The 22116-nt window shown below is 44.8% G+C and carries 26 protein-coding genes and 7 pseudogenes; 16 read left to right on the plus strand and 17 right to left on the minus strand.

What is annotated here, in order from left to right; all coding sequences use genetic code 11:
- Nucleotides 1-43: 43 nt before the first annotated feature.
- The 11 genes from fliP to fliF form a co-directional block, all read right to left on the minus strand.
- Nucleotides 44-760, minus strand: a complete 717-nt coding sequence (gene fliP, locus Xind_RS08885) for a flagellar type III secretion system pore protein FliP (protein ID WP_156115353.1) — start codon at nt 758-760, stop codon at nt 44-46.
- Nucleotides 761-842: 82 nt separating this feature from the next.
- Entirely contained in the window at nt 843-1289 is a 447-nt protein-coding gene (gene fliO / locus Xind_RS08890) for a flagellar biosynthetic protein FliO (protein ID WP_187649881.1), read from the minus strand.
- Between the two features lie 129 nt (nt 1290-1418).
- Nucleotides 1419-1826 carry a flagellar motor switch protein FliN gene (gene fliN, locus Xind_RS08895; protein WP_047681173.1) on the minus strand — a complete coding sequence of 136 codons (408 nt, stop codon included), beginning with the start codon at nt 1824-1826 and terminating at the stop codon, nt 1419-1421.
- Complete coding sequence (fliM, locus tag Xind_RS08900; protein ID WP_187649882.1) at nt 1819-2829, minus strand: flagellar motor switch protein FliM; 1011 nt, start codon at nt 2827-2829, stop codon at nt 1819-1821. The genes fliN and fliM overlap by 8 nt, the downstream gene beginning before the upstream one ends.
- Before the next feature lie 5 nt (nt 2830-2834).
- Nucleotides 2835-3311: a flagellar basal body-associated protein FliL gene (fliL, locus tag Xind_RS08905; protein ID WP_047681177.1), complete on the minus strand. Its 477-nt coding sequence runs from the start codon at nt 3309-3311 to the stop codon at nt 2835-2837.
- Between the two features lie 214 nt (nt 3312-3525).
- Complete coding sequence (locus Xind_RS08910) at nt 3526-4941, minus strand: flagellar hook-length control protein FliK (protein WP_187649883.1); 1416 nt, start codon at nt 4939-4941, stop codon at nt 3526-3528.
- Entirely contained in the window at nt 4938-5384 is a 447-nt protein-coding gene (gene fliJ / locus Xind_RS08915) for a flagellar export protein FliJ (protein ID WP_047681180.1), read from the minus strand. The genes Xind_RS08910 and fliJ overlap by 4 nt, the downstream gene beginning before the upstream one ends.
- A 16-nt stretch (nt 5385-5400) precedes the next feature.
- Nucleotides 5401-6765, minus strand: coding sequence for a flagellar protein export ATPase FliI (fliI, locus tag Xind_RS08920; RefSeq protein WP_047681182.1), 1365 nt, complete (start codon nt 6763-6765; stop codon nt 5401-5403).
- On the minus strand, nt 6765-7469 hold the full coding sequence (fliH, locus tag Xind_RS08925) for a flagellar assembly protein FliH (RefSeq protein WP_187649884.1): 705 nt from the start codon (nt 7467-7469) through the stop codon (nt 6765-6767). Before fliH ends, fliI begins: the two co-directional genes overlap by 1 nt.
- Nucleotides 7462-8454 (minus strand): flagellar motor switch protein FliG, encoded by a 993-nt coding sequence (gene fliG, locus Xind_RS08930; RefSeq protein WP_047681188.1) that lies wholly within the window; start codon nt 8452-8454, stop codon nt 7462-7464. Before fliG ends, fliH begins: the two co-directional genes overlap by 8 nt.
- Nucleotides 8451-10157, minus strand: coding sequence for a flagellar basal-body MS-ring/collar protein FliF (gene fliF / locus Xind_RS08935; protein ID WP_047681191.1), 1707 nt, complete (start codon nt 10155-10157; stop codon nt 8451-8453). The genes fliG and fliF overlap by 4 nt, the downstream gene beginning before the upstream one ends.
- Nucleotides 10158-10606: 449 nt before the next feature.
- On the opposite strand from fliF, the gene fliE reads away from it, so the two are divergent.
- The 5 genes and pseudogenes from fliE (at nt 10607) to Xind_RS08960 (ending at nt 14105) form a co-directional block, all read left to right on the plus strand.
- On the plus strand, nt 10607-10918 hold the full coding sequence (gene fliE / locus Xind_RS08940) for a flagellar hook-basal body complex protein FliE (protein ID WP_187649885.1): 312 nt from the start codon (nt 10607-10609) through the stop codon (nt 10916-10918).
- 188 nt (nt 10919-11106) lie between these two features.
- Nucleotides 11107-11784 carry a hypothetical protein gene (locus Xind_RS08945; RefSeq protein ID WP_187649886.1) on the plus strand — a complete coding sequence of 226 codons (678 nt, stop codon included), beginning with the start codon at nt 11107-11109 and terminating at the stop codon, nt 11782-11784.
- A gap of 451 nt (nt 11785-12235) precedes the next feature.
- Nucleotides 12236-12916 (plus strand): DUF7424 family protein, encoded by a 681-nt coding sequence (locus Xind_RS08950; RefSeq protein ID WP_187649887.1) that lies wholly within the window; start codon nt 12236-12238, stop codon nt 12914-12916.
- A gap of 63 nt (nt 12917-12979) precedes the next feature.
- Nucleotides 12980-13273, plus strand: a pseudogene (locus Xind_RS08955) (transposase); the annotation flags it as partial.
- A gap of 409 nt (nt 13274-13682) precedes the next feature.
- Nucleotides 13683-14105, plus strand: coding sequence for a bleomycin resistance protein (locus Xind_RS08960; RefSeq protein WP_187649888.1), 423 nt, complete (start codon nt 13683-13685; stop codon nt 14103-14105).
- Nucleotides 14106-14392: 287 nt separating this feature from the next.
- Here the strand turns inward: Xind_RS08960 and Xind_RS24050 are convergent.
- Both Xind_RS24050 and Xind_RS08970 read right to left on the minus strand, forming a co-directional pair.
- Nucleotides 14393-14533, minus strand: a pseudogene (locus tag Xind_RS24050) (transposase); the annotation flags it as partial.
- 310 nt (nt 14534-14843) lie between these two features.
- Nucleotides 14844-15095: pseudogene (locus Xind_RS08970) on the minus strand (IS630 transposase-related protein); the annotation flags it as partial.
- 23 nt (nt 15096-15118) lie between these two features.
- Between Xind_RS08970 and Xind_RS08975 the strand changes: the two are divergent.
- From Xind_RS08975 to Xind_RS08985, 4 genes and pseudogenes are all read left to right on the plus strand, one after another.
- Nucleotides 15119-15235, plus strand: a pseudogene (locus Xind_RS08975) (DUF4224 domain-containing protein); the annotation flags it as partial.
- A 26-nt stretch (nt 15236-15261) separates the two neighbouring features.
- On the plus strand, nt 15262-15555 hold the full coding sequence (locus tag Xind_RS23130; protein WP_047683876.1) for a hypothetical protein: 294 nt from the start codon (nt 15262-15264) through the stop codon (nt 15553-15555).
- Nucleotides 15556-15581: 26 nt separating this feature from the next.
- Nucleotides 15582-15783, plus strand: a pseudogene (locus Xind_RS23135) (site-specific integrase); the annotation flags it as partial.
- A 130-nt stretch (nt 15784-15913) separates the two neighbouring features.
- Nucleotides 15914-16141, plus strand: a complete 228-nt coding sequence (locus tag Xind_RS08985) for a hypothetical protein (protein ID WP_187649929.1) — start codon at nt 15914-15916, stop codon at nt 16139-16141.
- A 68-nt stretch (nt 16142-16209) separates the two neighbouring features.
- On the opposite strand, the gene Xind_RS20135 is transcribed toward Xind_RS08985, so the two are convergent.
- From Xind_RS20135 to Xind_RS08995, 4 genes are all read right to left on the minus strand, one after another.
- Entirely contained in the window at nt 16210-16398 is a 189-nt protein-coding gene (locus Xind_RS20135; protein WP_052189663.1) for a hypothetical protein, read from the minus strand.
- A gap of 236 nt (nt 16399-16634) precedes the next feature.
- Nucleotides 16635-16988, minus strand: a complete 354-nt coding sequence (locus tag Xind_RS23140) for a transposase (protein WP_338114342.1) — start codon at nt 16986-16988, stop codon at nt 16635-16637.
- Nucleotides 16903-17184 (minus strand): transposase domain-containing protein, encoded by a 282-nt coding sequence (locus Xind_RS20145; protein WP_052189657.1) that lies wholly within the window; start codon nt 17182-17184, stop codon nt 16903-16905. The genes Xind_RS23140 and Xind_RS20145 overlap by 86 nt, the downstream gene beginning before the upstream one ends.
- Before the next feature lie 173 nt (nt 17185-17357).
- Nucleotides 17358-18128 carry a hypothetical protein gene (locus Xind_RS08995; RefSeq protein WP_047683871.1) on the minus strand — a complete coding sequence of 257 codons (771 nt, stop codon included), beginning with the start codon at nt 18126-18128 and terminating at the stop codon, nt 17358-17360.
- 30 nt (nt 18129-18158) lie between these two features.
- Between Xind_RS08995 and Xind_RS09000 the strand changes: the two are divergent.
- The 7 genes and pseudogenes from Xind_RS09000 to Xind_RS09030 all read left to right on the plus strand — a co-directional run bounded on the left by Xind_RS09000 (nt 18159) and on the right by Xind_RS09030 (nt 22055).
- Nucleotides 18159-19500 (plus strand): annotated as a pseudogene (locus tag Xind_RS09000) (hypothetical protein).
- A 3-nt stretch (nt 19501-19503) separates the two neighbouring features.
- Nucleotides 19504-19767 carry a hypothetical protein gene (locus tag Xind_RS09005; protein WP_047683869.1) on the plus strand — a complete coding sequence of 88 codons (264 nt, stop codon included), beginning with the start codon at nt 19504-19506 and terminating at the stop codon, nt 19765-19767.
- Between the two features lie 10 nt (nt 19768-19777).
- Nucleotides 19778-19990, plus strand: a complete 213-nt coding sequence (locus Xind_RS09010) for an ANR family transcriptional regulator (RefSeq protein WP_047683866.1) — start codon at nt 19778-19780, stop codon at nt 19988-19990.
- A 576-nt stretch (nt 19991-20566) separates the two neighbouring features.
- Nucleotides 20567-20986 carry a hypothetical protein gene (locus tag Xind_RS09015; protein WP_187649889.1) on the plus strand — a complete coding sequence of 140 codons (420 nt, stop codon included), beginning with the start codon at nt 20567-20569 and terminating at the stop codon, nt 20984-20986.
- Nucleotides 20976-21356 (plus strand): hypothetical protein, encoded by a 381-nt coding sequence (locus Xind_RS09020; RefSeq protein ID WP_047683861.1) that lies wholly within the window; start codon nt 20976-20978, stop codon nt 21354-21356. The genes Xind_RS09015 and Xind_RS09020 overlap by 11 nt, the downstream gene beginning before the upstream one ends.
- Nucleotides 21357-21389: 33 nt before the next feature.
- Nucleotides 21390-21710 (plus strand): hypothetical protein, encoded by a 321-nt coding sequence (locus Xind_RS09025; RefSeq protein ID WP_156115398.1) that lies wholly within the window; start codon nt 21390-21392, stop codon nt 21708-21710.
- A gap of 18 nt (nt 21711-21728) precedes the next feature.
- Nucleotides 21729-22055: pseudogene (locus tag Xind_RS09030) on the plus strand (hypothetical protein).
- Nucleotides 22056-22116 lie beyond the last annotated feature (61 nt).

Below are 22116 nucleotides of genomic sequence, written 5' to 3' on the forward strand. Positions count from 1 at the left end.
ATTTTTGTCTGACACGTTCATCAAACTCAGATAGAGAAACGAATCAGACATAAAAACTTTGAGCTAATGAGCCAAGCAATAATTGCCAGCCATCTACCAGAACAAATAACATCAGTTTGAATGGTAGTGATATCGTGGCAGGTGGAACCATCATCATACCCAAAGCCATCAGGACGCTGGCTACAACCAAGTCGATGATCAGGAAAGGGATAAAAAGCGTAAAACCAATCTGGAACGCAGTTTTCAATTCGCTGGTCATGAAGGCCGGCACCAGAACACGCATCGGGACAGAATCTGCCGTTTCAAATGCCTGTTGATCGGCAAGGCGGGCAAACAGTGCCAAATCATTTTCCCGTGTCTGACGCAGCATAAATTGGCGTACAGGTTGAGAGCCTTTATCCAGTGCAGCTTCCAACGAGATTTTATCTTCGCTAAAAGGCAGATAAGCATCCTGATAAACTTTGTCAAATACCGGAGCCATGATGAAAAAGGTCATAAACAGTGCTAATCCCAACATGACCTGATTCGGTGGAGCAGAAGGTGTTCCCAGTGCGTTACGCAGCAAACCTAACACAATAATGATGCGGGTAAAGCTGGTCATCATCAGTAAGGCCGCGGGAATAAACCCCAGTGCGGTGATGAAAATCAGGGTCTGAACCGGCAGTGACCAACTTTGTCCACCATTGACCAGTGGCTGGCTAATGATACCGGGTAGTTCCGCGGCAGCATTCATGGAAAACAATGGTAGCAAAAATGCCATAAATACCGTTGCCAGATGCATCAGATGAATGCGCGAGACAAATTTTCGGCCTGTTTTTTGATTGCCTGTCATAAAAAAAACTCTAGTTTTCATCGCCATCCTTGTCGTGTTTACTTTTTCGCTGGAGCGTATTTTTTAATAACTGACCGAAAGGAAGTGTTTTAAGTCCGGTTTCCTTTTCCTTGTTATCGGGTGATACAGGGAGTTGATGTAATACATTAATTTGTTGGGATGTTACCCCCAAAACCAGCCAACTATCTTCGATTTCAACCACCACAACCCGTTCTTTTGGCCCAAGTGAGCAGCTTGCTTTGACATTAAGCAATCGGTGATTTTTGTTCTTAGCAGGCGAAAGCCCCAGACGACGGATCAACCATGTCATGAAAAAAATCAACAATAAGATCCCACCCAATGCACTGCTGATCTGCATAAATGTCTGACCAGCTGAAAGGGAAGGGGCATTTGTTGCTGTGCCTGCTATTGATGTATTGGTTATCGACGTATTGGCTGTTGTTGTACTGGTCATCATAGCGTCGGCATCTTTGCATTAGTCATTGAAATAATTCATTGAAATAAGTCATTGGAATAGTCGGTGCGACATCTGATGCCGCACCATTTTGAAAAGAAGCATGAAAGGCAGGTTGATTCGCCATCATGGTTAACGACTCAAGCGACGCATACGTTCAGAAGGCGTGATGATATCTGTAATACGGATACCGTATTTGTCAGATACGACGACCACTTCTCCTTGTGCAATTAAATAGCCGTTGATCAGGATATCCAGCGGTTCACCGGCAAGGCCATCAAGTGACACCACTGAACCCTGAGACAGTTTCAGCAATTGTTTGATGGTCATTTTAGTGCGTCCTAGCTCAACGGAGAGCTTAACGGGAATATCCATAATCAGGTCAATATCGGAGAGCTGAGAGAGCGCATCCTGCGGCTCAAGGTTCTCAAAGACTGACGCGCCGCTGTCAGAGGTCTGCTGTGCGGCCTGTTGTTCCAGCGCTTCTGCCCACAAGTCTTCAGTTGATCTGGTATCTGCGGGTTGTTTAGCATCACTCATTGGGCTTTTCCTCATCCAGAGCATTTAAAACAGGGTTAATCAGGTGTTCAACACGCAGGGCATACTGCCCGTTAAGTGTTCCATATTGGCTGGTGAGCACTGGCACACCATCAACGTGAACGATAAGACGTTCAGGTTTTTCAATCGGTAAAACATCGCCACTTTTCAGTTGGAGAATTTTTGACAGCCGCAAGGGGATATCAACAAAATTCGCCACCAGTTCCAGCTCTGAGTTCTGAACTTGTTTCACCAGACTTTCACGCCACTGCCCATCTTCCTGACGCACATTTTCCACCGGAGGATTGGTCAGGAGTTCACGCAGAGGTTCGATCATGGCGAATGGAATACAGATGTTGAATTCCCCGCACAGGTCGCCAATCTCCACCTGGAACGGGGTGGTTACCACGATATCGTTGGGTGAAGTTGTGATATTGGTGAATTTCACCTGCATCTCGGAACGCACGTATTCCACTTCAAGTTTAAAGATAGAATCCCATGCGTCGCGATAGGCATCCAACGCCAGTTTCAGCATTCGGTTGATAATACGCTGCTCGGTATAGGTGAATTCACGGCCTTCCACTTTAGTCGGGAAACGGCCATCACCACCAAACAGATTATCAACAGCGATATAAACCAGATTAGGTTCAAAAGCGAACAGTGCAGTTCCTCTCAATGGTTTCAGGTGAACCAGATTAAGGTTAGTCGGCACGGCCAAATTGCGGGCGAACTCAAGATAAGGCTGGATCTTAATGGCACCGACAGTAATATCCGGGCTGCGGCGCAGCATATTAAACAACCCCATCCTGAATTGGCGGGCAAAGCGTGCATTGATGATTTCCAGTGACTGCAAACGCTCACGTACAACACGGCGTTGTGTATTGGGATCGTAAGGACGAACCTCACTCTCCACTGTTGACGCGATTTGTTCTACGTCATCCGCAGCAGCACTGTCACCATTGAGCAGAGCATCGATCTCTGCCTGTGAAAGAATATTGTCACTCATCGTGATTATCGCAGAATAAACGTAGTAAACAATACATCGGTGATCACCTGATCAGGTTCACCGGGTATCAGTGTCGGGCTCAGTGTCTGTTTAATGTCTTCCACTAAACGTACTTTGCCGTCATCTTTCGCCAGAACAGTCGATTTCTGGCGGGATAGTAACAGCAGCATACGGCTACGAACTTCTGGCAGATAATCATGGAAGCGCTGACGAGTTGTTCCATCGGGCAGACGTAATGTCACCCCGACATACAAAACACGATCAAAATGATCTTCGTTGTCGATCAGATTGACGGTGAAAGGCTCCAATGCCATGAATACCGGAGTATGAATGACTTTGGCTTTTTCTGAACTGTTATTGCTGGATTGTGTCATTGTCCACCAGCTATATCCCCCGATGGTGGTACTAAGAACAGCAATCAGTATTAACAGTATCATCCAAATTGGATTTGTGCGTTTACGTTCGTAGCTATAATCAGACATGGACAGACGAATTCCTGTTTTCTGTAACGAATAAGATACCGCGCATTCCGTGGCGGAGCTCCTTATTCATCAAATTCAATATCAATTATCCCGCGTCTTTGTTCCGGCAATAGCAGGAACAAACGTGGAAAAAACCATTAACTCACGCGTTTGTTATCGGCCTTGTTTCGTTTTTTTACAGTTATTGCTGTAAATGATGAAATCAGGCAGATAATCAGGCGAAAATATCAACGCCCCCCCGACTTGAAGCGAGTTGTTGAGGAGTCATTCGGATCGTTGATTCATGAGTTGTTGGCACTGATGTTGCTGCTAGTGTTCCATTACTTGCAGCATGGGTTCGGGTATTGGCCTGTTGCTGTGGATTTTCTGATTGTTCCTGTTGCCAATTCCCCGATGTCTCACTCCCTACACTGCTTTGAGCCAGTTGGATGCCATTTTCTGCCAGCGCATCGCGAAGATTAGGCAGAGCTGCTTCCAAAGTGGCACGGACATGGTGATGGGCAGAGACAAAATGTAATTGAGCCTGATTATCTTCAACATTCATGCGGACATGCAGTGCCCCCAGTTCTTGCGGGTGTAAGCGCAATTCAGCTTGTTGTAATCCATTACGGTTAAAAAACAACACGTGTTGGTTTAGTTGCTGCTGCCATTCTTCGCTGCCAAGATGGGCGCTTAGTAAAGGTGCAGGTGTACCATTTAACTGAAATTGTCCGTTTGTTTGATGGCTCGCAGAAATTTGGGGAGAAGTAAACAGGGCGTGTAGTGCTCCAGAAGGGAAAGTCTCCGTAGAAGCCGTTGCTAATGTTGATGCCCCTTGCATGAGCGCGAACTCTTTCCCGTTATTCTCTTTTCCATTCGTTAATGGAATCGAATTTTGGTCAGAATTGTTAGCAGTTGATTTCACTTTTCCGCTCGTTGATACCCATACGGATCGGTTTTTAACAGAAGTTTGTCCATTGCTGATCGGGGTAGTATCTTGCCTGATAAAAGAGCGGATTTCGTCATCTAAACCCTTATCTTCGGTATGCTCTGCCAGACCTGTTGTCACCAGCACTATATCTCCATCTCCTTTGGCTTTTTTGCCAAGTTTGTCAGTTAACGTGCCATCAATGCTGTTGTCAATGTCTGACAAGTCATCTGGATTTTCTGAACTGCCCCCGGTTGACTGGCGACTGATTAATCCGGCTAGCTGAATAGGCATAGCGTTGATCAACGTTTCAGCAGACAAAGGGTCTTCATCGTCCAGCAAGGTAAGTTCTGCATCACTGTCTGGTATTGAAGCTGATGTTGAAGGTAATGCCGAAAATTTATCCTGTATGGTTGTTTGACCAGTTACAACTAATGAGGGGATTAATTCACCTTCTATTTTGTTATCAGTGGAACGTTTCTCACCATTCTCACTATTTCTGTGGACTTTATTGCTTTGATCTGAATTGGTTTTAGCAGAATTGCGTTGAGCAGAACGGGTCTGAACAGAGGCTTTCTGTAAAGTGTCCGTCTCTTTATTGAGAAACTGCCCAAATTCCGGTGCCTTGTCTTTAGACACGTTACCGTCCAACAGGGGCTGTTGATTTTTTCCTGCCGCTTTTTCCGTCGATGTTAAATCAGTAGGCGAAAGAGTGAGATTCATTGTTTCATTCTCCGTTGTGCACCACGTTGTGCGTACTCGTCCATTTGTTTTTGCTCCATGCGATTTTGGTGTAACTTCAAATTATGTTCTGCCCGCTGTTGCAGAGTGTCGAAGGCATTCAGACGCTGCTGTTTTTCCTGCCACTGTGACATGGCTTGCTCAAGCCGTTTTTTCCATTGATTGAGCTGTAATTTGTGTTGTTCAATTGCCATTTCCAGCGTTTTCATGAACTGCTGATAATTTTGCCACGTTGAGCTGGACATGCCGGCGGTGAGTGTGGTGTTTAAACGTGTACGGTATTCATCCTGATAATCCATTAACGCTGCGAGTTGCTGCTCCATTTGCTGATGACTCTGCCGCACCTGTGCAAGCTGTACTGCGGCTTTTTTTGCTGCGTCCTGAGCAAGGTCACGCAAAGTCATAAGAGGGGAGTGTTGTTGCATTTATTTCCTCAGCATCTTAGATCGGTAATAACTGTTGCAGTTGGATACATGCTGCATCGTATTCACTACGTTCCTCAATGTCTTGACGCAGGAATTGGGCCATATGCGGATACAGTTCAATCGCCCTGTCCAACAAAGGATCACTACCGGCAGCGTAAGCACCGACATTAATAAGATCCCGGTTACGCTGGTAGCTGGAAAGTAGCTGTTTGAACTGCTGTACCCGCCGATAATGGGTATTATCAATCAGTGCAGTCATGGCACGGCTGATTGATGCTTCAATATCAATGGCAGGGTAATGCCCGGATTCTGCCAATGTTCGCGACAGCACGATATGGCCGTCCAGAATGGCACGAGCAGAATCGGCAATCGGATCTTGTTGGTCATCACCCTCTGTCAGCACGGTATAAAAGGCCGTAATTGAGCCACCATCACTGACACCATTACCCGCTCGCTCTACCAGTGCCGGTAATTTAGCAAACACAGAAGGGGGGTAACCTTTGGTTGCAGGAGGCTCACCGATAGCCAGTGCAATTTCACGTTGCGCCATGCTGTAACGGGTAAGGGAATCCATAATCAATAAAACGTGCTTGCCGCGATCGCGAAAATCTTCAGCAATGCGAGTAGCATAGGAAGCCCCCTGCATGCGCAGTAACGGAGAGATATCAGCAGGTGCCGCGACAACAACTGAACGGGATAAGCCTTCTTCACCTAAAATATTTTCGATGAAATCTTTAACTTCCCGGCCACGTTCACCAATCAGGCCAACAACGATAACGTCAGCTTGGGTGTAACGAGCCATCATGCCAAGGAGCACACTTTTACCGACGCCTGAACCCGCAAACAATCCCATGCGCTGTCCACGACCAACGGTTAGTAAGGCGTTGATAGCACGAACACCAACATCCAGTACGTCACTGATAGGAGTGCGTTGCAGAGGATTGAGTGGTGGTGTCGTCAAAGGAGCACGGTAATTTGTATCAGGGACAGGTAGTCCATCAAGGGGACGGCCTGCGCCATCCAACACTCTGCCAAGTAACTCTGGCCCTAATGGCAAACGGCGTCCACTACTAGCATCTGTTCCGTAAGAACGGGCATAAACACGGGCGCCGGGGACAATACCTTCTAACTCTTCTAAAGGCATCAATAACAATTTTTCGCCATTAAAGCCGACGACCTCACTTTCAACTTCTTCGATGGCATTGCCATTTTGCCGTTCGATAAGACAGGTTGCCCCCAGAGGCAGATGTAAACCTGTTGCTTCGAGTACCAAACCTGTGGCGCGGGTCAAACGCCCATAACGACGTACTTTTGGTGTCTTATCCAGACGTTTTTCCATTGCATCTAATGTGGCCAGCCAGCGCCCAAGTCTTGCCGTCATCACAATTCTCCTGATACTGCCAGACGGCACATTTCATGCCAGCGTGTCGCCAGACTGGCATCCAGATCGCCATCATCAGCGCTGACTTTACAGCCTCCCGGATGCAGTTGATTGTCAGCAATCAAACGCCAGCCATGCAGTTTCAGGATCTCACCCAACTGTTGTTCAACCAATGGGATATTTTGTGGATGAACACGCAATTGTGGCTTGCCACTGAGTAGTGGCTCCTGCTGGATAAATTCACGGATCTGATTCAGCAAGGCTGTACCATCACAAACTGCTGGTTGCCCAAGAATGTGCTGAGCAGCAGTCAGGGAAAGCTGCATCAGACGTGAAGCAATAACAGTATCTAATCCATCCAGCGAATGGTTAAAATCAATTAACAGTACTTTCCACTGTCCGATAATCGCCTGTTGTTGCTCTCTGGCTTCCTGTAACCCCTGTTCAAACCCGGCTTGTCGTCCTTCCTCAATCCCTTGTTCGTATCCACGGGATTGCCCTTCAGTAAAACCTTGCTCATGGCCAGTCTGACGCGCTTGTTCCTTCAACTCATCCAGTATTCTGGCCTGTTCTTGCAGCCGCTCCTGTTCATCGTCCAGTGATTCCAGTTTAACCTGCTCCAGTTTTGCCTGTAATGTTTCCCACTGAGTCAATTCACCTGGCAGCCAGAGCTGCCAGTTTCCATTATTCGAATTATCAGACATAGGTATCGTCACCACCGTTCAGGATCATTTCCCCGCTTTCTGCCAGACGACGAACCACAAGCAGAATGGCTTTCTGTTCAGCTTCCACTTGAGACATGCGAACCGGACCACGGGTTGCCAAATCATCACGCATAATTTCAGCAGCACGCTGCGACATATTGTTGAGGAAGTGATCGCGTAGTGCTTGATCGCAGCCTTTCAAGGCAATCAACAGCGAATCAGTTGTAATTTCCTGCAATAGACGCTGGATGCTGCGATCGTCCACACCAATGAGGTTTTCGAACAGGAACATTTCATCAATGATTTTCTGCGCCAGTTCACCATCATAGGTACGAACAGCTTCGATAACACTTTCTTCCTGTTGACTCTTCATCAGGTTGATGATTTCAGCCGCAGTACGAATACCCCCCATTTTGCTGCGTTTCAGGTTCTGACCATCCAACAGATTATTCAGTACTTCGGTCAATTCAGCCAATGCGGCTGGCTGAACTCCACCAAAGGTAGCAATACGCAGCATGACATCATTACGCAGGCGATCATCAAACATGGCGAGAATATCTGCTGCCTGACCACGGTTCAGGTGAACCAGAATAGTAGCAATGATCTGCGGATGTTCATCACGGATCATATCGGCTGCTGTCTGAGGCTCCATAAAGTTGAGGGTTTCGATACCCGTTGTGGTATCGCGGGACTCAAGAATATCCTCAAGCAGGCTGGAAGCCCGCTCTTCACCCAACGCTTTCACCAATACGCTGCGCAGGTAATCGTTGGCATTGATACTAAGAGCAGCAAACTGTCCGGCATCTTCCTCAAATTCCGCCAGTACTTCTGCCAGTTGTTGATTGGAGATTTGTCTCATCCCCGCCATCGCAATACTTAATTGCTGAACTTCCCTGGAGTTCAGGTGCTTAAACACCTCGGCTGCTTGATCTTCTCCCAGGGTCATTAACATGATGGCGCTTTTTTCTGTTCCGGTCAGACTCATTGTTCGTTACTCATCCATTGACGGATCACCAGCGCAACTACGCGAGGATCTTTTTCTGCAAGTTCACGGATACGCTGGCTTTGGATCTCAGCACTAACACGTTGGCGAGCTAGCTGACGGCGCATTTTTTCATCCAGTTCAGCATGGGATTCAGTTTTTTGCTTACTCTGTTTTTTCTGCGCTTCCAGTGCTGCTTTTTCCGTTGCTCGTTTCTTAGCAATTTGTGGCACGATCATCTTGCGCCATAGCAACCATGCAACCAACGCTAACAGTAACCAACGACCCAACTCTAATGATTTCTCCCACAGGACAGGGTGTTGCCAGAATGGCAGCGTTTCTATCACTTCGGATGTGTCATTGAACGGTGTGTTAACGACGTTTAGACTATCACCGCGTTCGGCAGAGAAACCCATTGCTTCACGGGTCAATGCTTCAATCTGGGATAATTGTTCTGGAGTCAGAGCCTGAGTTTCCGGGCCATTTTCTCCCTGAACGGTAGCGTAATTAACCACAACCGCAACGGAGAGACGCTCCACGCCGCCAGCCTGTAACTGGGTATGGCGAATGGTGCGATCCACTTCATAGTTAATAGTTTCATCATGACGGTTATTGCGATTGTTGCTAATCATACGTTCATAGCGGTTATTACTATTATTACTATTGCGTCCTTGATCAGATTTTTCGTCACCTTTAGTGTTCGTTTTAGGCTTCTCAATCGGGGCACTTGGTGCAGCACTCGGTTGATTTGACAAAGCCCCCGGAACACCACCAACCAGTGGCCCACCACTTTGTTCGCTTGAACTGGTCTGTTTTGAACGAACGGCAGCCTGATTAGGTGGCTGGTTAGGTTTATATTCTTCTGCGGTTTCTTCGCGGCGAGAAAAATCAATTTGCGCTGTCACTTGAGCATGTACATTGTTACGACCAACGACAGGTGCCAGAATAGTTTCAATGCGATGCTGAAAGCGATTCTCGACTTCCTGTATGTACTTCAACTGGGTTGTGTTCAGATCACGCCCGTTAGCATCGGATTGTGTCAGCAGACGCCCGGCCTGATCCACAATGGTGACATTTCCTGGTGGTAAACCGGCAACACTGCTTGAAACCATATGGACAATAGCATTGATTTGTCCTTCATCCAGAATACGGCCTTGCAGTAACCCTACTGTTACGGAAGCAGAAGGTGATTTCTGCTCACGCACAAACAGGGAAGGCTTTGGCAATGCCAGATGAACACGGGCACTCTGGACAGGGCCGAGTGATTCAATGGTACGTGCTAATTCTCCTTCCAGTGCACGTTGATAATTAACTTGTTCACTAAACTGGCTAATGCCGAACTTCTCTTTATCCAATAACTCAAAGCCTGTGGCCCCTCCTTTCGGTAACCCTTGTTGTGCCAGTTTCAGCCTGATCTCATGAACCTTGTCAGTGGGTATCATGATGGCAGAGCCGTTTTCGGCAAAACGGTAAGGGACATTCATTTGAGTTAATTGTGTAACGATCTCACCGCCATCTTTATCACTCAGATTGCTGTAGAGCACCCGATAATCAGGGCTGCGCAACCAGAGAAAAAGGGCGACGATAATAGCGATGGCAGCAGAGCCAGCAACTAATAATGGAACTTTCGGATCAGCTTTTATCTTACTGATGATAGCACTGAAACCCTTCTGTGGATTCTCAGTGTCGGTCGTTGCTGCACTCATAGACGATCCTTGCCTTGCTGGTCAACATGAATACTAAAAGCGTGGCGTAACAAAACAGACTCCCCATACGCAAGCGAAAAAACTTTTCTTGTATACCCGTCGTCTTTCAAGTTGCAACCTTGAAATCCATAGGGTATATACCTTTCATCTTTCAAGCTGCCTTTTGATTGGCAGTATTTGCTCCAGTGACATGGTTGATTATGCCGCTGAAAACTCGTCCACTTGCCGTTGCGAAGCAACTTGAAAGCGATTGATATAATTAATCTCGTCATTATTCGCTGTTCACACATCTTTTAATGGCACAATAAGCTTCGAATTTTTACTTCAATTACCCGCTTTAGATTGAAAGGGCTATGTTACGGTGGCTGCCTGGAAAAACTGCCAACCAGCCCACGGCTAATATGGCATTTAATCACGTAACCAATAGGGTGATTTAACACGAGGTTTTTATGTCAATTCAGGCAATTGAAGGTGTACTACAACAAATGCAGACGCAGGCACTACAAGCAGCCAATATCGCTAAGCCTATGCCGGTAAAGGAAGGATTTGCCAGTCATCTTACCGCCGCGGTAGAAAAAGTAAACCAAAACCGCGTGAATGCGACTAAACTGGCACAAGATTTCACTCTAGGTGTACCAGGTGTGGAATTGAATGATGTGATGGTCAATATGCAGAAAGCGAGTATCTCGTTGCAATTGGGTATTCAGGTCAAGAATAAGCTGGATAGTGCGTATCGTGAAGTGATGAATATGCAGGTATGATATGATAACCAATTGATATATTAGTTAAATACTGTTTACAGCTTGGGGCATATGTGGGGCATTTTGAGCTAATTTCTCATTTAATAATTTGATTTGGTTTTCGCTGTTTTCACTCATTCATGCCCCCATTCAGTCATACCCCATAGATCTGCCACGTATTAAAAGCTGAATTGAATGTAGGAGGGGGTATGGGACAGTATCGTCACACAATTTCCAATATTATCGCAATGACTCATGATGTGTTGATGCAGAAAACGACTGAAGTGAATTTTCATCAAGAGAAGCGATTTCATTATTTTTTAGACAAACCAAAACATAAGCCTGGATATAGGCTCAATATTGTAGGACACGGATCTCCAGTGGGTAGTTCAATATTATTTGCTGGAGCATGTATGTATAATCTTGGAATGAATTTGAATGTTTTTTGCAAAACAGTCAATGCATTATTAACTGATATAAAAAACAGAGGACAAAACATCCAATGTGTCAGAATAATAGCTTGCCACTCTGGAGCAAATGGGCTTGCTCAAGCATTAGCTAATCATATCAATATGCCAGTTAAAGGCTCGTTAGGGGGTACAAGAGTATATCCAACGACGCAATTCCGTTCAATACCCAATATAAGCCGTTATTTTATTGATAGGACAGATAGAGGTGGTCACTATTATTCAGAGGAGGCGGACAGACAGCTGAGGCATGATACCGCCTATGGTTTGTATAAGTGGTACTACCCTCAATCTTCAAATCCAGACAGTGAATTTGATGAGTTTGTTAGTCAACGAGTATCAAGGCCTCAGTGTTCAGATTCAGACAGCGAATTTGATGCGTTTGTTAGTCAACGAATACCAAGAAAAAATAGTCGGTAGCATAACGGGGTTGTAACCCGTTAAAATCATTCCTATCGGCCTGAACACCCGAACTTAAACACAAGCTGCTGTGCCATCACTTTAAGGGATCAAAAATGGCACAGCATAGTCTTAATTTCTGATGACACCCTACGCTACGGTCTATCACTATCACAGATGCCGACCGTGATGAACACATTTTTATTATCAGCCGCCTGCCAACGACGGTCGGGCATGAAATTCTGGCGAAATATCCGCTGTCCAATGCGCCGAAAATTGGCGATTACGCCATTCTCGCCAAACTCAAAACGTCAATAGATTTGGAAGAGGTGTTTGACCTGTGGGAGATTGTCATGACTAATCGTTATAACGAGCGGCTTGCGGTGTCACAAACATAGTGAATTTTATGAACTTTTTGTGATTAAATATAATAATGATATGGACATACTTTAATGATATAAAGGTATTTAAAATGAAAAAATGGTTAGTAGTTGCAAGCTCAGTACTCATCCTTTCTGGCTGTAAAGTGGATGTTGAAACGAAAGTGAATACGGATGACCTCACCGCGGTTGAACATAAACTGGTTAAAGGTGATATTGATATTGAAGTGTCAGGGTGTAATGACTATGAAGACTCACGGAAAGAATCAAAGAACCTCATCGAATTAAAACAGAAAGTCCCCACGATTTTTAAAAATGCTGAATATGTGGAATGCTATCGCAAGAAATTTGATTCCTATGCACATTTTACTGTTCCTGTTGAAGTTGGGGCATATACAGAAAAAGGGGCTCAATTCGATGGTGCTAATTTTTATGTCTATTCGCATGAAGATGTTTTTGCTGGAGTTATGATTGATTCACATGTGCTTGAGAGAGTCAAAAAAGCAAAAAAAGATATCGGTAAACTTGATATCAAAATGAGTGTAATTGTTGAGAAAGGGGCAAAACCACTGCCAACACTTGTCAGTCTAGGAACGTATATGACAAGTTCGAAAATTAAAGATTACCCGATAGTATTTAGTCGAGTTGCTCTGGGTAAAGAAATGAAATTCAGATTATCAGATGTCTCCAATTCATCACTGTCTAATGGGCAATTCATTCCAATTCTTGTCACACCTGACTATTTCGATTTCCTCCAGTCAGATAAAAAATAGTTTGTTCTTGCTTTGAAGCAAGACAGCACTGATCTTAATCACACAGCTGCATACTGCGGCTGTTATGCCAGCCAGTTGCGTGAACGTGCGCTGAAGGAACAGGGCTATCGTGTTCATATTCAGAGGAAAGCATCACGCAATAAGCCCTTATCAGACTGCCAGAAAGGCAGAAATAAAAAAATAGCGAAAACCCGGGCACGAGTAGAACATACCTTTGGCTTATTCTCTCAGATGGGTGAAAAATTTATCCGAACGACAGGCCAGCTGCGAGCCAATTTTGTGATGACTCTGAAGGCAACTTGCTATGATTTGCAACGTTTGGTTTATTTTGGAAAATCCGGCATTCATGCCTTTTAATTCCGGTATGTGATGAAAAAGCGATGAGTGTATTTTTTCCCCTGAAAAAGCAAGAAAAAGTCATACACAATAAGGTCATTTATTGGTGAGTGCAAATTGGTATAGCTAAGGCTATAAATTATGCTTACAGACAACCTCAAAATATCTGTATCAGAGAAATTGTTCTTGCGGCCACGAAGCAAGAAGCTTAAAACCAAATTAAATAACACTGTTGCAAAGTTTGATTTCTATAAAAAATGAAGCTCGATTGTCACAACATATTGCGTTTGTAGTAATAGAAATAACAAAATGTGGTAGGGGAATCATCTCCAGCAAAACTTTGCAACAGTGTCAACATCAACAGAGCATCTTATGTTTAATATGTTGGCTTCTATTATATTACTGAGTTTGAAAATGATTTACTCAGTGAATGCCAAGCTATTTATCATCAAAAAAATCATTCCACCGCTGGAGTGAATGGCTCCAAGTGGATTTTCTCGCCTCCCTGCGCTTTTATGCTGACATACTCGGCTTTACCGTCATGATAAGACGCAGCGATCCCGATTTTGCCTACATCTGTCTCGGCAAGGCGCAATTGATGCTCGAGCAATATCATGTTGAAGGATGGAACACGGCAGAACTCGTCAGGCCGTTAGGCCGGGGTGTTAATTTCCAAATCGAGGTAGACGATATTGAGCTCGTGCTTGCCCGCCTGGAAGAACATGGCGTACCGCTGTTTCGGAATCTCCGGGATAACTACTACAGTATTGGAGAGACGGTAACCTGCCAGAGAGAATTTCTGGTGCAAGATCCGGATGGTTATCTCCTGCGCTTCAGCCAGTACATTGAGTGAGTTTCTACTGTTTCGCGGATACTCTGCCTACACACTCTATTTGGGGTTTCATTTTCAGTTATTGTGGTTCGGAGAAAATGGAATGTAGGTTGGCGAAGATAAATGCAGATTCGGGTATTTATAAACGCAGGTCATTTCGGACACATTTTTAGCCACTTTCCACTGTCTTTCGTATTCAGCCGGAGAAATTCTCCCATTAAAGCTATGAGGACGGATGTAGTTGTAATACCCGCCTAAATAGTCGGTGATATCCCTTATTGCCTCATGCATGTCCAGATATATCTAAATCAATATAGATTGACACATTCTATGTGTTCCATAAACAGCTCATCCACTGAACATCTTTCTCGTCTTCTTTTCGCTTTTGCGTCGGCCCACTTATGTTCGATAGGGTTCAAATTCGGACTGTAAGGCGGAAGCCATTCTAACTGACATCGGTTATCTGCTAATCTGCTATCGCTTGTATCGTGTCATTGCGTTTATGGAAAGGGGCATTGCCCATGACGATCACGGCACCGTGTGGGAGCTTTGGCAGTCAATCTTGCGTCACCCATGCATGAAAGACACCTGCATTAATGTTTCTGGCAAATACACTCAGGGTGACGAAGGTATTTTCGCGAATAGCCATGTAGACGTGGCATCGATTGCGCAAAACCACTTTCATCTAGATAAATAATCGGTTTACCTGTCTGTTCATAGTCACTGAGGCGCTCAATAAACGCCTGACGGAACTGAGGGTTAGCGCGAGGGTGTTTTAACGTTTTTTTTACGGCTGAGCCGCCGTCGTTTCAAAGCGTAATGAATAGCCGACTGCGAGACACCTAAACGTTTTGCCCTTTCCCACTGATAGTCATCGGGAAAATTTTGAACATCTGCGATGAGATCCTCATCAGGAATTTTCGTGGCGGGTTTAGCGCGGGTCATACAAGGTTCTATTTTATTGCACCACCGAAACAAAGTACGTATGGAGACTTCAAAATGCGCACTCGTATGAATTACTTTCCAAACAGTGCCAATCACTGGCTAAACATGGCATTTTCTTTATCATTCGCCAAGATGGTAAACCCAGAACGACCTGGACACATTTCAATAGTCCAATGTCTATTGTACGTCGTTCCCATACTGTTTAAGAGACTGATTTTGAGAACATGTAATCATGGCCAGAACAAGAAAAAATGCTGCCGATAAATGTTTACCAAAACGTGTTTATCGGGGAAAAACCAAATACGAATTTCATCCGGCAAGAGGGGGATCCGTCTCCCTCTGTCCACTGGATGCTCCGTTTTCAATCATCTGGGCTGAATACGAAAAAATTCTTTGTGACATGTCATGGGAGGAAAATTCAGTGTCTAATTTAATCAAGCAATTTTTGGCTTCTGCTGACTTTAAGGATCTGGTCTTTGATACCAAAAAAGATTACCGAAAATATGCCAACAAGCTGACGTTCTGACATTGACCCGTTCACAATTAATGGAAAAAGCCAAACAAGCAGCAAAAGAGGAATTTCCGAATCTGGATTTTAATTTCACATTTCACGAATTAAAGGCGAAAGGTATCTCCGATCTGTACGCTGGCAGAAAAACAAGCGATATCCGGTCATAAAAACATAACCCAAACAGCCCGATATGGTCGGAAAGTTGAAATTGTTCCGGTTGTAGGAGGGCAGAAGAAAAAGTAAAAACCTTTCTATTATTTGTTTGATTTTAATGCTATATGAAAACTAAGTTTGAACGAATACAAATGTGTATTTTAAACTTTAACTAAAATATATGGCGGAAATTAACAATCAATATTAAAAGGTCATGTTTATGGAAAATAATGGAAGTGTATTGTTTACTATTTTGTTAATAGTAGGGGTATGGTTAATTATGTTCATTCCGATGTATCGAATTGCTAAAAAAGCAGGTTATGGCTTAGGCTTGGCTATTTGCTTGAGCTTACCATTTCCGCTTGTTCCTCTTATTGCACTCTGGTTTTTTGCGTTTACGACATGGCCAATAGAGCGCTACATCCCCAAGATTCCTAAGTCCAATTAAAATAACTAAAAAAAGTATCCCCCGGCATAGCCGTAATACCGCTCGCTTAAGCACGAGCGGTTCTTTTTTTATGAGGATAACGGGGTGCTTTGAAGAGCACTTGCCTCTAGCCGAACCAGATTGTAGACGATCAATATGCCCCATAATTCCTGATAGATACCTGCCCGTGTCTGGCTTCTCAGGAGAGCGGTATTATTGAGTTGCCTTTGTTTCAGTTCACCATAGCCTTCCCCGGTTTCCCATCGTTCCCAGTACACGGTCAGGAACTCTGAGGGGATAACGTCACAGGGCATTCCAGAGAGGTAATAAAACCTTTAATTTCGCCATTGGGTTCCGGGATCAGAATAAGGCGCGCCCGCCAGGTTTTTTCAAGGTGAGGATGCATTTTCCGGTGGGTATTTTTGCCGGTGCCCTGCCATGTCTGAAATAACTCCGCAGAGAGGAAGCCTCGATCAAACAACGTCAGAGTATTTTTGGAAGCAGAACCCACCCGTTATTGGGCGTAGCTGATCTCACTTTGAGTGACAGGGCCAAACGCCACCTCGGAGATAAGATGTGTTCGGGCGGACATCAGGGTGACCGCCAACACAGAAGGAAAAGTTGCTTTACCTGAGGCATAACCCCGTTGTTGATTATCGCCGGTTTCGGGCACTTTAAACTGGGTGCCATCCACACAGAGGATTTTCAGGCCACACGTAGAATAAGCCGTCTCTTCTTTTTCCCATTCGGTGGCTGTAGTATGAAAAAGGTGTCGTAATGGCTCAACACCAATTCGATATCGGGCTTTTGAGATACGGCTTGAAGCTAATGACGGCAGTTCCCCCTTTCGCGTCAGGAAACGCCAAATCTAATTTATCACAAACATCATTGATAGAACGGTTTCTCATGAGACCGATACCCGGCACTAGCCAGACGGCTTGTTCGGCGGGGAATCGACGTTTTCGCACGGTGGCTCGCCCTGTTTCTTTAACCACTTCAGTCACCCATTCCATTGGAATGTTTTGACTGAAGGCATCCAGGGATTCTGGGTAATTCAATGCCACAGTTGCCTGGAGTTCACGAGAAAATTCAGATATAAAAATCGGCCTTAGACAATCATCTTAGGCCGATTATGGCTTATCTTAATTTGCTTAAGCGAGCGGTATTAGGCCTAGTAGGGGAGGCTATATACAAAAACCGCCCCGCTAGCTATTACGGGGCGATAGTAAAAATATAGTTATTCAGGTGTATTTATGTAACGAAGAATCTCTGCGGACAGATGGGGGTCCAATGCTAACACTTCTCTCAATAAATCTAGAGTTTTCCTGCATATTAAACTAGGTTGTTTAGCCAATTCTTTTGGGTCTTCAATATAGTAATCGTCCCCATATTTTTCGACTAATTTATTATTGATAATTGAGATTGCTTCTTCGATTTGTTCAACAGGTAATCTATCAACTTTACCACTGCGAGCTATTGAATCTGCAATGCTATTCAAATAATTTGTCTTGTACGCCATTCCTTTAATATCATCTTTTAATTTAAATACATCAAGATCACCGATCACCCCAGGATATACGGTATTAAAACACTGGGCACCAGTAGGATCATTTTTTAATAAGATACCAATGGAGTTAATAAAATGCCTACCATATTCATTTACAGCCTCATCGGAGGCAGAGTTTAATAAACTTCCTATTCTGCTATCAAACCACACATTAAGAGATGCCAAAACCTTTAATATAAATTCATTCTGAACTTCCTTATCTTCCGTATAAGGCATAGATTTTATTTCTTTATATACACTCTCAAACTTTTCTGGATCGATTTTATTTATCGCTTCAAACATTGGGTATTTTGCTAATATTTCTTCCCGTGTCGGAATGAACTCTGCAGTTGAATTCCCACGAGTTATATTCCCAAATATAAAATAGTAAAGCACAAAAACTACCACAGTAACAGTAATCACTAGTTTTTTAATATCGACAAAATCTTTCAAACTTCCCATGTATCCCTCACCAATTTAAAACCAATTATTATGAATAATACTATTCTCTGGCTCGATCTCGAAACCTACAGTGAAGTACCGATTAGAGAAGTACCGATTAGAAACGGTACTCACATTTACGCCGAACATGCCGAAATTATGTTATTTGCATGGGCGATTAACAATACCCCTGTTCAGGTATGGGCGCACCACTGGTAATATCCCATACCTGCCGAATTACGTAAAAGTTTACTCGATCCCACCGTTATTTTATTCGCCCATAACAGCCACTTTGACCGCACTGTTTTACGCTATTACTGGCTCGGTTGTGAATATGTTATTAGCCGCTGGCGTGACACGATGGTGCAGGCGCTGGCACATGGCTTACCCGGTGCATTGGGCGCATTATGTGAAGTGTTGGGCGTACCGCAGGATAAAGCGAAAGATAAAGAAGGTAAGACGTTAATTCAGTTATTCTGTAAACCCCATCCAAAAAATGTCGCCATTCGCCGTGCCACCAGTAAGACCCATCCCGAAGAATGGCGGCGTTTTGTGGCTTACGCAGGGCTGGATATTGAAGCTATGCGCGAAGTACACAAGCGCCTGCCCAAATGGAATTATCAGGGTGCTGAATTAGCTCTCTGGTACCGTGATCAAGAAATTAATGATCGTGGTGTACGTAGATATTGAACTGGCAAAAGAGGCTGTTGAAGCCGTAGAGAAGGAACAGAAACAATTAGCAAAGCGTACACAGGAAATGACCGAGGGTGATGTACAGGCAGCGACTCAGCGGGATGCCATGAGCTGGTATAAAAAGTCGGTCGAACTGGAGCAGACCTACGGCCTGAGCGAAAGAGTTTTTATCACCTGCGATTCACTCAAACGCATGTGGCGTAATGCCCATACTGAAACGGTGTCGTTCTGGTATGAATTGGAAGAAGCCGTAAAACGGGCGATCAGCTCCCCCAGTGTCACTATTCCTTGCCGTAGGTTAAAAGTACGTCGCGATGGGGCTTGGCTGCGTGTGGTTTTACCGTCTGGGCGCGCAGTCTGTTACCCCTCACCGCGTCTTGAAGACGGGCAGATCAGTTACATGGGTACTAACCCGTACAGTCGCAAATGGCAACGGCTCAAAACCTACGGCGGGAAACTGGTCGAAAACGTCACACAAGCGGCAGCATGTGATGTACTTGCTGGCAATATGCCGCTTATCGAAGCGGCGGGTTATGACATTGTGCTGATAGTACACGACGAAATTATCAGTGAAGCACCAGACACATCTTATTACTCACCCGAACATCTCAGTTCATTGTTAGCTACAAACCCCGATTGGGCACCGGATTTACCTCTGAATGCTGGCGGGTTTGAAGCATATCAATATAGAAAGGATTAAATTATGGAACGTTGTGAAAAATTTGGTGGCTACTACGGCGAGCCGAAGAAAATTAATGTTGGTGAAAAATGTTGCTTTACCATTAAAACCTATAATGGAAAATCATTTAAGCTCCGAGGAGTAACAGGGAAACTAACATATATACATGGTGATAGCTGTTATTCTGTCGTGTACCGTAAAACCATATATTATGTTGACAACATCACCCACCCCGATGATCCATCACCGCTTACGCTCGTGTTTGCTGGTTATTGTACCTGTCGCTGAGAAATCCCCTATGGCATTTAAATACCGAGACAGCCCGTTATTTTATCGGGCTGCGCGTGAGGCCGCGCAAATTGAACGTGGGGGCGATTATTTACGGGCATCGAAAGTTTGGAATAAAGCCGCTCGCCATTCCCGAAATACCTTAAATATTGCCTGGGCTGAAATTCGCTCCGAATTTTGTTTAAAGCAATATCACAGGGATAAATTAAATGAAAATACGTGAGGATGTAATAGAAAGGCATTTAGTTATTAACCCGGTGTGCAAATACCCCTATTTCCATCATGCAGCATAACAAATTTTGGGATGTCGGAAAAAGCGGGCAACATGTGTATTTCTTCTTTGCCGCTTTCTGATATGGCTTTTTGTCTTTCCTTCTCATTCTTGCTAATTTCTTGCGGGTGATGAGTGACGAAGGGCTCTTTTCAAATCGCCATTAAGGTATTCATCGGGATTTCACTCTGGGGAATAGGGAGGTAGATAAAATACCTCAAGACGGTTTTGATGTTTTCCAACCAGCGTGTTACTAGCTTCGCGTGGTGTACCCGCAGGTTATCCAATATCAAATACACTTTTCGCCCCGCTTCTTTATATGAGCTGTTGAAAAAAATGTAATAATGTTCGGGCGGTCATCGTCTCCTTGTACAACATGAATCTCAGACTGCCACGATTATTGATGGCCGATATCATGTTGAGAGAAAAACGTTTTGCATTCACATCAATGACAGGTATTTTTTATGCCCGTCTCGTCTCCCCACCAAATTTCAGCACCGTCTGCGCAGCATTAACATTACTAACCAATTGGATGAGATCGCCGAAAAGGTACGCGCCGCCGTCGATTTGGGCGACTTTGAAAACTACATTCTGTCACAGGATGGCCCTTGTACCCCGCGTAATCAACAGACTATCCGTGTCGCCCGTGAAGTCAGCGACAAGCTCAATTCGTATGACGAAGCTGTTTCTAATGTCGTCGGGATTTATGCCCAACTCAATCCGACCGCCGGTGTGTTGAAAACACGCGAGCGGAAATACCGCATCGTCAAAAAACACGATAGCCAAGCCTCAGCCTCCGCCGATGAGGGTTTTGATCTTTTAAAGAGCGCCATCGGCGTGTCTCGGAGTCCTGTCAATAACTGTGGATCAGGGGATTGGCAGGGGTTGGAGGACAGCCCGGCATTACCGCCTAATTTAACCGGTAAGGCGTTATCGGATGTTCTCTAATGGGGAGGCCACGGAACTCAACGCCGCTGAAAATCACGTACAGCGTGAGGAAATAGGCGTTTCAGGGCCGCGGGTTATCTCCCGCATCATGTTAACGCCAAAAGAAGAGGCGAAGTTGCCGGAGGTCAGGCGGCTGACTGGGTTAATGGCGTTCGAAATCAGTAATCAGTCAATGGAAACGATGTTTATCAAGGGTATGAGTATCAGCTTTGAGGGTCAGCGGCTGCGAGTGCGTGACGGCACTGTGCAGTTGATGGATTTACCGGAGGAGCAGGAACGGAAGCAACGCGAGTTTGAGGCTCGTAAACAGGTGCGCCGTGAGGCATTGCAAGCGCGGATTATGAATATTGGGGAAATGAGGAAACTATGAGAATCGATTTAGGTCAACAGCCATGTTGCTGCCTTGTCTGATGATGTTTATGTGTCAGAGTGGGCTTGGTCGGATAATCCCGTTCAGTTGATACAATCGGCGTTGAGTTTATCAATAAATAAAAAATGTCATAGAACGTTTTATTCCTCCCGATGTTCAGGGGATTACGGCGAGGAGGCTTATAAACGGCTTTTTACCCTGAATCGTATTTTTGGCTCGCCTGCTTTTTTCGATACGGTCACGTTGTTTGATGTTGATAAAGGTTTCTTGGATGAAAAGAGGATTATTGAGCACTATTCACGAAAGGAGTTTGAAGAGCTGTATTTGTGTCGGTTGCCCCATCCACGCGGGTAATCAGGGAGAATAAACACAATGGCGAAATCCGCCGCAGAACGCAAAGCCACTCAACGTCAACACCAACACCAGCAGGAAGCTGGTGTCACTAAAATGGAATTGCTGCTTGATAATCAGGAACTGGATATGCTGAAGCGCAATTGTTAACTGAGAAGATCGGGGCGCGAGCCTTATGACGTGGTGGAATATCTCACCCTGCTTATTCGCAAAGATGATGCTGAGTTGCAAGCGCTATCAGCGAAGCGGTGTGGTAAATGCGGTGAGGCGCTTCCGGTGGAGGAATGCTGCTTTTTCGGTGATTCAGCTTGCTGGGTGACGTCAGGCTGGCATGAAGTAAAGTTGTGAGAGTGTGACATGTCACACCTTTAACGGAAGGGATTAAATATCAATAAAAGTTAACACTATA

The organism is Xenorhabdus indica (assembly GCF_014467235.1).
GTDB classification, from domain to species: Bacteria; Pseudomonadota; Gammaproteobacteria; order Enterobacterales; family Enterobacteriaceae; genus Xenorhabdus; species Xenorhabdus indica.

Excerpts from the sequence above, each read along its gene's own strand:
- fliP (WP_156115353.1), bottom strand. The coding sequence starts at position 760 with ATGGCATTTTTGCTACCATTGTTTTCCATGAATGCTGCCGCGGAACTA.
- fliO (WP_187649881.1), bottom strand. The coding sequence starts at position 1,289 with ATGATGACCAGTACAACAACAGCCAATACGTCGATAACCAATACATCA.
- fliN (WP_047681173.1), bottom strand. The coding sequence starts at position 1,826 with ATGAGTGATGCTAAACAACCCGCAGATACCAGATCAACTGAAGACTTG.
- fliM (WP_187649882.1), bottom strand. The coding sequence starts at position 2,829 with ATGAGTGACAATATTCTTTCACAGGCAGAGATCGATGCTCTGCTCAAT.
- fliL (WP_047681177.1), bottom strand. The coding sequence starts at position 3,311 with ATGTCTGATTATAGCTACGAACGTAAACGCACAAATCCAATTTGGATG.
- Xind_RS08910 (WP_187649883.1), bottom strand. The coding sequence starts at position 4,941 with ATGAATCTCACTCTTTCGCCTACTGATTTAACATCGACGGAAAAAGCG.
- fliJ (WP_047681180.1), bottom strand. The coding sequence starts at position 5,384 with ATGCAACAACACTCCCCTCTTATGACTTTGCGTGACCTTGCTCAGGAC.
- fliI (WP_047681182.1), bottom strand. The coding sequence starts at position 6,765 with ATGACGGCAAGACTTGGGCGCTGGCTGGCCACATTAGATGCAATGGAA.
- fliH (WP_187649884.1), bottom strand. The coding sequence starts at position 7,469 with ATGTCTGATAATTCGAATAATGGAAACTGGCAGCTCTGGCTGCCAGGT.
- fliG (WP_047681188.1), bottom strand. The coding sequence starts at position 8,454 with ATGAGTCTGACCGGAACAGAAAAAAGCGCCATCATGTTAATGACCCTG.
- fliF (WP_047681191.1), bottom strand. The coding sequence starts at position 10,157 with ATGAGTGCAGCAACGACCGACACTGAGAATCCACAGAAGGGTTTCAGT.
- fliE (WP_187649885.1), top strand. The coding sequence starts at position 10,607 with ATGTCAATTCAGGCAATTGAAGGTGTACTACAACAAATGCAGACGCAG.
- Xind_RS08945 (WP_187649886.1), top strand. The coding sequence starts at position 11,107 with ATGGGACAGTATCGTCACACAATTTCCAATATTATCGCAATGACTCAT.
- Xind_RS08950 (WP_187649887.1), top strand. The coding sequence starts at position 12,236 with ATGAAAAAATGGTTAGTAGTTGCAAGCTCAGTACTCATCCTTTCTGGC.
- Xind_RS08960 (WP_187649888.1), top strand. The coding sequence starts at position 13,683 with ATGCCAAGCTATTTATCATCAAAAAAATCATTCCACCGCTGGAGTGAA.
- Xind_RS23130 (WP_047683876.1), top strand. The coding sequence starts at position 15,262 with ATGGCCAGAACAAGAAAAAATGCTGCCGATAAATGTTTACCAAAACGT.
- Xind_RS08985 (WP_187649929.1), top strand. The coding sequence starts at position 15,914 with ATGGAAAATAATGGAAGTGTATTGTTTACTATTTTGTTAATAGTAGGG.
- Xind_RS08995 (WP_047683871.1), bottom strand. The coding sequence starts at position 18,128 with ATGGGAAGTTTGAAAGATTTTGTCGATATTAAAAAACTAGTGATTACT.
- Xind_RS09005 (WP_047683869.1), top strand. The coding sequence starts at position 19,504 with ATGGAACGTTGTGAAAAATTTGGTGGCTACTACGGCGAGCCGAAGAAA.
- Xind_RS09010 (WP_047683866.1), top strand. The coding sequence starts at position 19,778 with ATGGCATTTAAATACCGAGACAGCCCGTTATTTTATCGGGCTGCGCGT.
- Xind_RS09020 (WP_047683861.1), top strand. The coding sequence starts at position 20,976 with ATGTTCTCTAATGGGGAGGCCACGGAACTCAACGCCGCTGAAAATCAC.